General features: G+C 70.6%; 11 protein-coding genes and 1 pseudogene. 2 read left to right on the top strand and 10 right to left on the bottom strand.

All coding sequences use genetic code 11. The features are described from left to right. Nucleotides 1–27: 27 nt before the first annotated feature. The 9 genes from J2S44_RS39005 to J2S44_RS38965 form a co-directional block, all read right to left on the bottom strand. The gene (locus tag J2S44_RS39005) at nt 28–1842 is read right to left on the bottom strand and encodes an AGE family epimerase/isomerase (protein ID WP_310424977.1); all 1815 of its coding nucleotides are present in this window, start codon (nt 1840–1842) and stop codon (nt 28–30) included. After that, the gene (locus tag J2S44_RS39000) at nt 1835–2497 is read right to left on the bottom strand and encodes a DJ-1/PfpI family protein (RefSeq protein ID WP_310424974.1); all 663 of its coding nucleotides are present in this window, start codon (nt 2495–2497) and stop codon (nt 1835–1837) included. The genes J2S44_RS39005 and J2S44_RS39000 overlap by 8 nt, the downstream gene beginning before the upstream one ends. A gap of 80 nt (nt 2498–2577) precedes the next feature. Beyond that, entirely contained in the window at nt 2578–4191 is a 1614-nt protein-coding gene (locus J2S44_RS38995; protein ID WP_310424972.1) for a thiamine pyrophosphate-binding protein, read from the bottom strand. 41 nt (nt 4192–4232) lie between these two features. Continuing rightward, nucleotides 4233–5057, bottom strand: coding sequence for a type 1 glutamine amidotransferase domain-containing protein (locus J2S44_RS38990; RefSeq protein ID WP_310424969.1), 825 nt, complete (start codon nt 5055–5057; stop codon nt 4233–4235). Nucleotides 5058–5223: 166 nt separating this feature from the next. After that, nucleotides 5224–6699: a maltokinase N-terminal cap-like domain-containing protein gene (locus J2S44_RS38985; protein ID WP_310424966.1), complete on the bottom strand. Its 1476-nt coding sequence runs from the start codon at nt 6697–6699 to the stop codon at nt 5224–5226. Further along, the gene (gene treS, locus J2S44_RS38980) at nt 6696–8408 is read right to left on the bottom strand and encodes a maltose alpha-D-glucosyltransferase (RefSeq protein WP_310424963.1); all 1713 of its coding nucleotides are present in this window, start codon (nt 8406–8408) and stop codon (nt 6696–6698) included. Before treS ends, J2S44_RS38985 begins: the two co-directional genes overlap by 4 nt. A gap of 85 nt (nt 8409–8493) precedes the next feature. Further along, entirely contained in the window at nt 8494–9180 is a 687-nt protein-coding gene (locus J2S44_RS38975) for an EthD domain-containing protein (RefSeq protein ID WP_310424961.1), read from the bottom strand. 14 nt (nt 9181–9194) lie between these two features. Continuing rightward, nucleotides 9195–9503, bottom strand: coding sequence for a muconolactone Delta-isomerase family protein (locus J2S44_RS38970; RefSeq protein ID WP_310424958.1), 309 nt, complete (start codon nt 9501–9503; stop codon nt 9195–9197). 136 nt (nt 9504–9639) lie between these two features. Then, entirely contained in the window at nt 9640–10434 is a 795-nt protein-coding gene (locus tag J2S44_RS38965; protein WP_310424956.1) for a hypothetical protein, read from the bottom strand. A 648-nt stretch (nt 10435–11082) separates the two neighbouring features. Here J2S44_RS38965 and J2S44_RS38960 point away from each other — a divergent pair. After that, nucleotides 11083–11280 (top strand): hypothetical protein, encoded by a 198-nt coding sequence (locus J2S44_RS38960; RefSeq protein WP_310424954.1) that lies wholly within the window; start codon nt 11083–11085, stop codon nt 11278–11280. Between the two features lie 17 nt (nt 11281–11297). Next, nucleotides 11298–11519 (top strand): annotated as a pseudogene (locus J2S44_RS38955) (transposase); the annotation flags it as partial. Here the strand turns inward: J2S44_RS38955 and J2S44_RS38950 are convergent. Further along, complete coding sequence (locus J2S44_RS38950; RefSeq protein ID WP_310430115.1) at nt 11460–11846, bottom strand: IS3 family transposase; 387 nt, start codon at nt 11844–11846, stop codon at nt 11460–11462. The pseudogene J2S44_RS38955 and the gene J2S44_RS38950 sit on opposite strands and share 60 nt — an antisense overlap. Between the last annotated feature and the right edge of the window lie 313 nt (nt 11847–12159).

The raw sequence follows: 12159 nt of genomic DNA, 5'->3' as shown, positions 1-12159 counted from the left end.
GGCGTCCTCGCCTCCGTTCGGTGCCGGTCACTCGACGCCGACCAGCCGGGCCCGGACCACCAGGTCGGTGGCGGAGCGGGGCAGGGTGACGTGCATCGTCGCCGGATCGAAGTCGTGGTAGGGGTGGCCGTCCACCTCGACGGCGGCCAGCCGGACCCGGCCGGGGGGCAACAGGTCGGGCGCGACACGCAGCCGGCGGTCCGCGAAGCCGTCCGGGCGCGGCCGGAACCACAGGTCCATCGGCTCGCGGCGGATCAGCAGCCGCTGGTAGACGGTGGCGAGCAGGCCGAGCTCGGTGGCGTGGTACATGCTCATCGAGTGGCTGCCCTTGAGGCGCTCGTCGCCGAGCAGGTACGGCAGGCCGTTGGCCAGCACGTTGAAGTAGACGCCGCCCTCGTCGTGGTCGAGGAAGAACGCGTTGTAGAACGCCGCCGACTCGCGGGCCTGGCGCAGATACTCGGCGTCGCCGGTGTGCCCGGCCAGGATCAGGTACGCCAGGATGCCCTGCTCCTGCTGCCACCACGCCTTGCGGTCGTGCCAGGTGAACCGGTGCCGGCCGGAGTCGGACGGGGTCCGGTCCAGCACGTCGTACCAGCCGCCGCGGCGCAGGTCGGCGCCGAGGCCGGGCATGCTGCGCCCGATCCGCTCCGCGAGCCGCCGGTACGCCGGGTCCGGCCGCAGCGCCGACAGCCGCATCAGGTTCCACGCGATCTTGAGGTTGTGCCCGACCACCGCGCGGTCCTGCTGCCAGCCCCAGGCCCGGTCCGGCGTCCAGTCGGCGTGGAAGCGCTCCTGCACGAACGGGCTGCCCGGCTCGGCGAACCGGGACACGATCAGGTCCGCGGACTCGACGAGCATGTCCGCGTACTCCGGCCGGCCGGTGGCCAGGTACAGGTTGATCAGGTACGCGGGCGCGTGGTCACCGATCGAGTTCCAGTTCTTGCGCATCCGGTTGTGCCGCAGCGATTCGTGGTCCGGGCTCAGGTCGAACGGGTCCAGGTGGGAGAACCAGCCGCCGTGCTCCGGGTCGTGGAAGAACCGGCGGATCAGCCGCAGCGTCGCCTCGATGTCCGCGAGGATCGCCGGGTCGCCGGTCAGCCGGTACGTCTGGGTCAGCCCGACGAGCGCGTAGATCTGCTCGTACGCCGGGATCGCCGCGTAGTCGTCGCCGAACTCGGACGTGAAGAGCTTCACCTCGGTGCCGTCGCGCACGTCGATGCCGTGGTACCAGTAGACGACGTCGTGGTCGCGGTCGACGAAGCGCATGTGCTCGCGCAGGTACGCGGTGCCCGCCTCGGCGACCGACAGCAGGTCCTCCTCGCCGGTGAGCAGGAACGCGGTGCTCATCCCGTAGATCAGCCGGGACAGCGTGTCGGTCTCCTGCAGGAACGAGTCGGCCTTGTCGCCGCCGAGCCGCAGCACCGTCCGGTAGTCGCGCATGTCCACCGGCCCGTCGCCGAACTGCGCCCGCCGGTAGAAGCGGGCCAGCTCACGCACCTGCGCCGGCCACCACTGCGGCCGCTCGAACGGGAAGTCGCCGCCCGCCTCGCCGGAGACGACCAGCCGGTGCGCCTCGAACTCGCCGTCCGGCAGGTCGAGGATGCCGTACGCGAACAGGTGCCGGCCCGGGACGAGCAGCGCGCCGAGGTCGGAGGTGGCCGCGCGGGCCGGCTCGCCGAGGTTGCGCAGGTGCTCGGCGTACACCTCGGGCGAGTACCGGACCGAGACCGCGGTCTGATCGGACGTGCGCAGGCCGATCAGGCGGCGGACCGGGTCGTGCGCGGTTACGTAGCCGGTGACCAGGTCGGACACGGTCAGGCGGTGGCGCGATGACTCAGGCACCGGAGACCTCCCTGCGGGTCGGCACGCTGGCCCGCCACCACCGCCGGTCGCGGCGTGCGGCGCGGGCGGCGATCAGGTCGATCAGCGTGCGGGCGAAGACGTGACAGTGATCGGCCGATCGGGCGGTGACCAGATCGCCGTCGACGACGACGTCCTGGTCGGCGTAGTGCGCGCCCATGTTGCGCACGTCGTGCACCAGGTTGTGGTGGCAGGTGACGGGGCGGCCGCGGACCACGTCGGGGATCGGCGCGAGCAGCCACATCCCGTGGCAAATCACTCCTTTGAGGACGCTCGGCTCGGCGAACGCGGTGCGCAGCAGCCGGACGGCGGGCGAGAGGTCGCCGGCGGTCTCGGCGTACCGGAGACGGTCGGCGACCATGCCGGACGGCACGATGAGCGCGTCGTACCGGCGCAGCGCGGCGGCGTCGAGCGCCTCCAGGTCCCCGTCCACGGTGATCGGCAGGCCGTGCTCGTGGCCGGAGAAGGTCAGGCGGGGCTCGCCCCAGAGGCGGGTCAGGAGGTCGACCTCGGCGCCCTCCTCGGCGAACCGCCGGCGGTAGTAGTCGATCTCCGGCTCGACGTAGTCGCTCTCCATCAGGATCGCGACCGCTCGTCCGGCCAGTTGCCCCTCCGGGCGAAGGATGATGTCAACCATGGTCGGTAACCGGCTTCCTGGATCGTGGCTGGTGGTGGGCGCCCTCCGCCCGGGGACGCGCCCGGGCGGAGGGCGACCGGTCATCCGGTGACGAGATCGACGAGGTACGGCCCGGTGTGCGCGAGCATCCGCTGCACCGCGCCGGCCACCTCGTCCGGTTTCTGCACCCGCTCCCCCGGCACGCCGAGGCTGCGGGCCAGCGCCGCGAAGTCGATCTCCGGCCGGGACAGGTCGAAGCCGTCCGGGTGCTCGTGCGGCTCGATGCCCCGCTCCCGCCAGTACTGCTCGATGTTCAGGTCGAGCAGCTGGTACCGGTGGTTGTTGCAGATGACGAACTTGGCGTCCACGTCGTGCCGGGCGGCCGTCCAGAGCGCCTGGACCGTGTACATGCTGCCGCCGTCGCCGGTGAACCCGACCACCCGCGCCTCCGGGCGGGCGAGCTTCGCACCGATCGCACCCGGGATGCCGATGCCGAGCGAGCCGCCCCGGGTCAGGAAGTAGCTTCCCGGGTTGCGCGCCGGCAACTGCTGCAGCAGGCCCGGCGAGGCGGTCAGCGCCTCGTCGAAGACGATCAGGTCGTCGCCGCCGTGCGCCGCCAGTTCCGCGGCGAACAGTTCGATCATCGGCGCGTCGTCGGCCGGGCGGGTCCGGGTCCACCCCGGGCCGGCGGGGATGCCGGCCGGGACGGCACCGTCGCGTTCCAGCCGCTCGGCGAGGGCCGCGAGGGTCGGTTTCGGGTCGGCGACGAGCGCCACCGTGGCCGGGAAGTTCTTCGCGATCTCCCACTCGTCCAGATCGATGTGGACGATGCGGGCGCCCTCCCGGAACGGGCTGTCCAGGGACGGGAAGACCTCCGGGAAGACGTACGTGCCGACGATCAGCACCGCGTCGGCGGCACCGACGATCCGGGCGCTGTGCTCGCCGAACATGTGCCCCAGCTGGCCCCGGTAGAGCGGGTGGGTGGCGTCCATGTTGACCTCGGAGTTGTCCACCCCCCACACCGGTGCGCCGAGCGCCTCGGCGACACGGGTGAGCTCCGCCTGCGCGTGCGAGACCGAGACGCCGTCGCCCATCAGGACCAGCGGGTTGTCCGCCAGGCGCAGCGCCGCGGCGGCCCGGTCCAGCTCCTCCGGCACCGGCACCACCGCCCGGCTCGGGATGGTGCTGGGCGTCGCCGGCTCGGTCGTCTCCGCGTCCAGCACGTCCATCGGCAGGGCGACGAAGACCGGTCCGCGCGGCGGCGTCATCGCGATCTTGACGGCGCGGCGGATGGTGCGCAGCAGCGACTCCGGGTGCACCACCCGGGTCGCGTACTTGGTCACCGGGCGCGCCATGTCGACCAGGTTCACCGCCATCTGCGCGTCCATCGCGTCGTACGCGATGCCCGCCTCGCCGGCGATCACGACCAGCGGGGAGTGGCCCCGCTTCGCCTGGTAGAGCATGCCGATGCCGTTGCCCAGCCCGACACCGGTGTGCAGCTGGACGAGGCCCGGCGCGCCGGCGGCCCGGGCGTACCCGTCGGCGGCGGCGACCGCGACGGTCTCCTGCAGGGCCAGCACGTACTCGAATCCGGGAAGGCCGGACAGCACGTCCAGAAAGCCCTGCTCGACCGTTCCCGGATTGCCGAACATCGTGTTGATTCCGTCGGCCGCGAACTGTTCGAAAATCGCTACCTTGCCGGGTCTGGAATACACGTCGAAATCCTCACCCTCGGATGGTTCCCCGTGCATTCCGCTCACCAGCCGAAGCGGCGCAGACCCGACTCCAGGACCTCGACCATCTTGTCGCCGCCGAGGAACGAGTCCGGCGTCGACCGGGCGGTGATGAACGGATAGTCGACGATCACCGACGTCTCCTTGCCGACGTTGCCGTGGAAGCGGCCGTCGGGGCCGGTGGCGTCGCGCAGGATGTACTCCAGCGGGTACGGCGGCGGGCCCATGTTGAAGTTGACGCCCAGGAAGCCGGTGCCGTCCTTGTAGTCGTACTCCTTGCAGTGCCCGGTCACGTGCTTGCCCCAGATGATGCTGGACCGGTCGTCCCAGTCCCGGGCGAAGGCGAGCGCCGCGATGCCGTAGCAGAGCGCCAGGATCGGCTTGTCCGCGCGCACGAACGACAGCACCAGCTCGTGCACCCGGCCGTTGTTGGCGAGGTCCACGATCGGGCCGCTGCCACCGACGATGACGAGGCCGTCGTACTGCGCGATGTCCTCGTCCAGCGTGGACAGCTCACGGTAGTAGCGCTCGATCAGGCGCAGCGCGTTCGGCTCGGAGTCGTAGGGCCGCTCGGGGATCCAGTCGGCCAGGCTCACCGGGGAGGCCAGCCGGTCGGACTCGTCGAGCTCGCGGGCGGCGACCGCCACCTCCGGCGTGGTGACCGACCGGCCGAGCGGCGGGTCGACGTAGCCCGGGTCGAGGCTCGGCGGCAGGGCCTGTGGGCGCTTGCCGTTCGGGGTGGCGAAGACCACCCCGTACCCCTGCCGGTCGAAGGCCACCAGCGGGCCGAGCAGCTCCTCGCCCCAGTAGCCGTACTCGGAGAGTACGGCGAGGATTTTCTTCGACATTTCTTCTCCCTTTCACTAACGCTTTTCCGGGTGCCTTTCCGCACGAGCGTCGTGCGATTAACCGGTGATTCCACTCAATCAGCCGGCGGTGGTCCTGAAAAGGAAAAGAGCGGCGGCCGGGGCTACTTCCGGATGTCGATATCCCCGGCCGCCGCACTCCGTCAGGTCAGTCGCCGGAGAATGAGCCTTCTTCGACCTGGCCCGAACCGGCCACCCCGGAACTCGTCGACCCGCTCCGGGCGCTGACTCGCTCGCCAGGTTGAGGACGGCTCGATGAGCCGGCCAGGCGATGCACCGCGGCCATCGGGATGTCCGTCCACCCGGGACGGTTGCGCAGTTCGTAGACGACCTCGTAGACCGCCTTGTCCACCTCGTACGCGCCGAGCAGCGCACCGCCCACCGCGCCGGCGGCCGCGGTGTACCCGGCCAGGAACTCGCCGCGCAGCCGGCTCACCCAGGCCCGGGCGGGCACTACCGGCACCACCCCCTCCAGAACCGCGTGCCCGGCCGCGTAGTCCAGCGAGCGCAGCATCCCGGCGACGTCCTGCCACGGCGAGCGCCAGGCCACCCGGTCGACGGCCGGCGCGGCCGGCTCGCCCTCGAAGTCGATCACCAGCCATCGGCCGTCGCTGCGCAGCACCTGTCCGAGGTGCAGGTCGCCGTGCACCCGCTGGACATGGCCGGCGGGCGGTCCGGCCACCGCCCGGGCCAGGACACCGCGCAGGGCCGGCAGGTAGAGCCGCAGCGACGGCGCGACCCCGGCCGCCTCGTTCAGCCGCCGGGTGAGGTCGGTGTGCAGGCCCGCGCGCAGCTCGTCGGTGAGCCGGGCGGAGCCGAACGCGACCGCCAGCCGGCGGTGCATGCCGGCCACGGTCGCACCGAGTTCGCGGACCGCGGCGCTGATCGCCGCGCCGCCGCGCTCCGGCCCGGCCAGGTCGTCGAGCAGCAGGTGCCAGCCGTCGACGGCGCCCGGCACGTACCGGGTCAGCACGGCCAGGGTGGCCAGGCCGCCGGACAGTCGCGCCTCGGCCGCGCCGAGCAGCGCCGGGATCGGCATGCCGGCGTCCGCCCGCAGCCGCCGCTGCACCTCGAGCTCCGGGTTGAGGCCCGGGCCCGGACGCCGGAACAGCTTCAGGATCATCCGGCCGTCGATCACCAGTGACGTGTTCGACTGCTCGCCGTCCAGTCGCCGGACACCGGTCGCCGCGCGGCCGGGCCGCCAGTACGGCGACCGCTCGGCCGTGCAGACCAGCTCCGGGCCCCGGTCGCCGCGCCGGATCATGGCGACGAGCCGCCGCATCAGCTCCGGATCCGCGGTCGCGTCGAAGACCCAGTGCCGGCCGGTCCAGAGCACGAGGTCCTCGTCCGGGACCGCCGAGGCGTCCCGCCGCCGGCCGAGCGGCACGTGCAGCCGAACCGTCTCCCCGTCGTCCAGGTGGGCGGCGAGCACGACGAGCGCGCCGTCCGCGGTCTCGGCGCCGCCGGCCGGCGCGATCGGGATCCACGCCAGGGTCTCGACGTGCGACACGGTCCGCCCGGCCAGGCCGGACCAGCGCCGGGCCGGCAGCCAGCGGCACAGTGCGGCGGCGAGTTCCGCGGAGACCGGGTCGGGCCGGACCGGTGCGGCGGCCGGAGCGCTCAAGACGCCCCCTCGGCCGCCGGACGCAGGCCGAGCCAGAGGAAACCGTGCCCGGGCAGCGTGAAGCGGGCCCGGGACCGTACCGGGCCGAACGGCACCGCGCCGGTCAGCTCGACGAACTCCTGGCCGGTGTCCTCGGCCGGGATCCGCACCTCGACCGGCTGCGGGTGCCGGGAGAGGTTGAACAGGCACAGGACGGTGTCGGCGGCCTCGTGCGCGTCGTCGCCGTCGTAGTGCCGCCGGACCACCAGCACGCTCGGGTTCGACGACTCCAGCTCGGTGTGGTCGCCGCAGCCGAACGCGGGGTGCTCACGCCGGACGGCGATCATGCGCCGGGTCCAGTTCAGCAGGCTGTTCGCGGAGCCGGCCTGCACCTCCACGTTGACCGCCTGGTAGCCGTAGACCGGGTCCAGGATCACCGGCAGGTAGATCCGGCCCGGGTCGCAGGTGGAGAACCCGGCGTTGCGGTCCGGCGTCCACTGCATCGGGGTGCGTACCGCGTCCCGGTCGTTGAGCCAGATGTTGTCGCCCATGCCGATCTCGTCGCCGTAGTAGAGCACCGGCGAGCCGGGCAGGCTGAACAGCAGGGCGGTGACCAGCTCCAACTGGTTGCGGTCGTTGTCCAGCAGCGGGGCGAGCCGACGGCGGATGCCGACGTTGGCGCGCATGCGCGGCTCCGGCGCGTACTCCCGGTACATGTACTCCCGCTCGACCGGCGTCACCATCTCCAGGGTCAGCTCGTCGTGGTTGCGCAGGAAGATCCCCCACTGGCTGCCGTCCGGGATCCGCGGGGTGCGGGCCAGCATCTCGGAGATCGGGTACCGGCTCTCCCGGCGCAGCGCCATGAACATCCGGGGCATCAGCGGGAAGTGGAACGCCATGTGGCACTCGTCGCCGTCACCGAAGTACTCCACGACGTCGGTCGGCCACTGGTTCGCCTCGGCGAGCAGCACCCGGTCCTCGTACTCGTCGTCGATGACCTTGCGGCACATGCGCAGGAAGTCGTGCGTGCGCGGCAGGTTCTCGCAGTTGGTGCCCTCCGCCTCGTACAGGTACGGGACCGCGTCCAGCCGGAACCCGTCGATGCCGAGGTCCAGCCAGAACCGCATGACCTCGAGCATCGCCTCGATCACCGCGGGGTTCTCGTAGTTGAGGTCGGGCTGGTGGGAGAAGAACCGGTGCCAGTAGTACTGCCCGCGAACCGGGTCGTACGTCCAGTTCGACTCCTCGGTGTCGACGAAGATGATCCGCGCGTCCCGGTACCGGGTGTCGGTGTCGGACCAGACGTAGAAGTCACCGTACGGCCCGTCCGGGTCGTGCCGGGACTCCACGAACCAGGGGTGCGCGTCCGACGTGTGGTTGAGCACCAGATCGGTGATCACCCGGATGCCGCGCTGGTGCGCCTCGTCGAGCAGGTGGACGAAGTCCTCCACGGTGCCGAACTCGGGCAGCACGGCACGGAAGTCGCTGATGTCGTAACCCCCGTCGCGCAGCGGGGAGGCGTAGAAGGGCGGCAGCCAGACGCAGTCGACGCCCAGCCACTGCAGATAGTCGAGCCGGCCGGCCAGCCCGCGCAGGTCGCCGGTGCCGTTGCCGTCCGAGTCCTGGAACGCCCGGACCAGGACCTCGTAGAAGATGGCGCGCTTGTACCACTCCGGTTGCGGCCGGGCCGGGCGCGCCGGGGCCGGGCGTGGTGCCTCCGTGACAGTCATCGTGCTCCTCGGTAGTGCCGGGAAAAGGCCCGGCCGCGGAGTCCGCACTGGGCGAAGTCCGCGGCCGGAGGGGTGGAGGGTCTGGTCAGCGGCTCTCCGGCCCGATGATCCAGTGCTCCCGGGTGGCCAGCTGGTGGACGTACCGCGGCTCGACGAAGGTGAGCAGCTCGTCCTCCGCCTCCCGGAACTCGGGCGACGCCAGCGCCGCGTCGAGCGACTCCAGATCGTCGAACCAGAGCTGGTACGCCGCGTCCAGCACGGCCTCACCGATGCCGTACGCCCCGTCGCGGGTGTGCCCCTGCAGGTAACCGCGCAGGCCCGGCACCGCCTGGACCAGTTCGACGTGCTTGCCGAGGCTCAGCTCCCGGAAGGCGGCGAGGGAGACGCCCTCCTTGCGCTTGACCAGGCGGATCAGCTTGACGCCCGGACCTGTGCCGGTGTGCCGGGGCGGCTCGGCGAGCACGTGCGCGTCGGTGTCCAGCACGACGGTGCGCCAGAACGCCGCCCAGCGCGGCTCGTCGAGCCGGGCGCCCTGCAGGAACTCGTCGGTCTGCAGGGAGGCCAGCTGCTCCTCCTCGTTGGCGAGCCAGATCTCGGCGACGCCGCTCCACAGCGGCTCACCGCCCCAGGGCAGCCGGGTGTCGATCATGTACTTGCGGATCTGTGGGATCTTGCTGGCGTAGCGGACCGCGTGGACCTCGAGCCAGTAGCGCTGGAACTCCTCCTCGCTCATGCCCGGCTTCGGGTACGCGAAGATCATCTGGTGAATCATGCGACGCTCCTGTCTCAGACCTTGTACCGCTCGCGGACGTCGGCGGCGAACCCGAGGTAGTCCCGCAGCGGCCAGACCGCCTCGAACTCGAGGTACTCGCGCATCGGCAGCCGGCCGAGCGCGGTGCGGTCGAGTTCCTCCGCGTCGGGCGACTCGATAATCGCGATGACCCGCTTCTGCGCGGCCACCTTCCAGATACCGACACAGAATCCGGAATCGACCGTCTCCTGCGCGTGTTCGGCCTCTTCGGCCTCGATCTCCCACAGCTCGTCGAGCGTGATACGACCCTCGTGATTCCATTTCATCTGGACGTAGAACAGCATCTCGTTCTCCCGATACTGGATCCGCCGTGCGGCCGATCGGCGGACGATTACCTGCGCTTCGGAAACCGGCTTCCTGAAGTATGTGACCCCGGTGCGGAACGGCCAATGCCGATTGCACGGAGTCGGCTTCGCGGATTCAGCCGGCCCGGTGCAGGAACCGGAATTCCAGGGCCGTGGCGTACGGCGCGTACGCCGAGCGCATCCGCTGGAACGCCGCCCAGGTGTCCTGTCGATCCTGTTCCTCGGGCACCCCGGCGCCGACCACGAGCCGCACCGAGTCGCTGAACGAGCGCTCCTCCCGGTACTCCAGGCTCACCGCCGCTCCACCGGCGACCAGCCCCGCCTTCCAGGCGATCTCCTGCAGGCACCGGGTGCCGGCAGCGAGCAGGACCGGGATCTGCGGCGGGCTGTGCGAGGGCGCCACCGCGCGCAGCAGAGCCGCCGCGTCCAGCACCGCCACGGCGGCTCGTGGCCAGGTCAGCGTGCCGCGCGAGGCGGAGTAGATCAGCGCCGGGCAGTTCAGATGGCTGGACTGCAGATCGGTCAGCCAATCCGTCCACTCGGCCAGCAGCCGGTCCGTCCGGGGCCCGGCGGCCGGGTGCGCGCAGCTGGCCGCCAGCCGGTCCGGGTCCAGATGATGGGTCAGCTCGACGGCGATCCGGGCCACCTCGCGCTCGCGCCGCCGGTACGCGCAGACGTACGTGCCGAGATAGACGCACGCCGTGGCGAGGGCCAGCCCGACCGGCGGCAGCAGCGCGGCGCCGCACACCACGGCAAGGACCGACTGCGGCGTGAGAGACGGCCGCATCGGATACACCCGCACGGTCATCAGCTCGGCGAAAAGGCCGAGCAGTCCGATCCCGAGCAGCAGGAGAAACAACCAGAATGCCGTCGTCAGAAACAACCAGAACGGCGCGAAGGCATCCAGCACCGTGTTTCCTACTCGACGAGGAAGGCAACGCGCCCCACCGATGACGGCCATCGCCAGGAATCGCAGGGTCCGAGAGGCCGGGCGACGTGCCGACCGGCGGGTGTCGAATACAATACCCGTGATGCTGATGCAGGCCGAACCGGTCGCGCTCAGCCCACCGAGCAGCGCAAATATCTCGATCATGCGAACTTCTCAAACCCTTCGCACCTGGTGACCGGGACCGGGCCGGACAGACGGCTCCGGAATCCGACCATTCTCCGCTGATTCACCGACCACATTCAGAGATCGGCGGTGGTGGTATTCCGGCTACCAGCGCGGGATGCGGGCCGGACCCCGTGGAATTCTCACGGTGGGCGATGTGCGTCAGACACACTTTGCGATCGACCGATACGCATCGGAACACATCGAAGCTCATGCACCGAGTTTGGCGGCCCGCTGTCGGTCGAGCCTGTCCTTGACACAGGTAGGACAGCCTATTGCGAACGAGCGGACCAGTTCGACAGCGGATTGTAGCTCCGGGCAGCGGTCCAGGATCTCCTGGAGTCGCTCGCGCTGGCCGCGTTCGAGCGCGGTGGTCGACACCGGCTCGACTCGCCGGCCGCACGGGCCGTTCTGACCGCGGCGTCCACGCCGGAGGCCGCGGCCGCGTTGACCGTCGACGAGCTGGCGTCGTTGCTGCGCGCTGCTGGCCGCCAGCGCGGCATCGCCGCAGAGGCGGCCCAGCTTCATGCGCACTTGAGCAGCAAGCAGATGCGCCAGTCCGCGGCAGTGGAAGACGCGATGGGGCTGCAGCTGCTGGGCCTGGTCGGGCAGCTCGATGCGCTCTGCGAACGTTGGAACGGCTAGAGCCGCGCATCGGTGAGATGTTCACAGCGCACCCTGACGCGAAGATCGTCACCAGTGTGCCGGGACTCGGGGTCCAGCTGGGCGCGCGGCTGCTGGCGGAAATCGGCGACGACCGGGGCAGGTTCGCCGACGCACGAGCGCTTCGGGCGTTCGCTGGCGCGGCCCCGGCAACCAGGGCGTCAGGCAAGAGCAGCTTCGTGCATGCCCGCCGCGCGAAGGACGACCGGATCGCCGCTACCGGATACGTGTGGGCGCTGGCCGCGGTGCGGCACGACCCGCACTGGAACGCTCGCTATAGAGCCCGTAGGCAAACCGGCGACCGACACGTCGCCGCGCTGCGCCGGTTGTTCAACCTCATGCTCGGCAAGCTGCATTACTGCCTGCAACACAACACCGTTCACGACCCGGCGAGAGCCTTTACGGACCCCGTAACTGCTGCCGCTTGACACGCACCGTTGGTGAGATGTCTCGATGTACTCGAAGATCGCGTTCTCGGCTTCGTCGCGGGTCCGCCACGACTTCCGGTAGACCAGTTCGATCTTCAGGATGGACCAGAAGTTCTCCATGAGACCGTTGTCGTAGGAGACGCCGACCGAGCCCATTGAGGGCAGGATTCCGCTGTCACGTAACCGTTTCGAGAAACGGAACGACGTGAAGTTGGACCCGCGGTCGCTATGGTGGATCAGTTGCCCGTCGCGTAGATCACGCGACCAGATACCGTACTCGAGCGCGGCCAGGATCAGATCCGTTGACCAGATCCGGCGCCGGCGTGGCTTTCGCGTCCTGCACGGTTGAGCCGCCGCGCCAGCCACGACGCATGAACGCGCCCTGCCAACGGCCCGTGCGTCCCGCGACCACGCCGGTCGCGGGACGCACGGT

Source organism: Catenuloplanes niger, from assembly GCF_031458255.1.
In the GTDB taxonomy this organism is placed as follows: domain Bacteria; phylum Actinomycetota; class Actinomycetes; order Mycobacteriales; family Micromonosporaceae; genus Catenuloplanes; species Catenuloplanes niger.
Note: the sequence above shows the minus strand (reverse complement) of the source record. Positions and strands in the feature narration are given on the sequence as shown.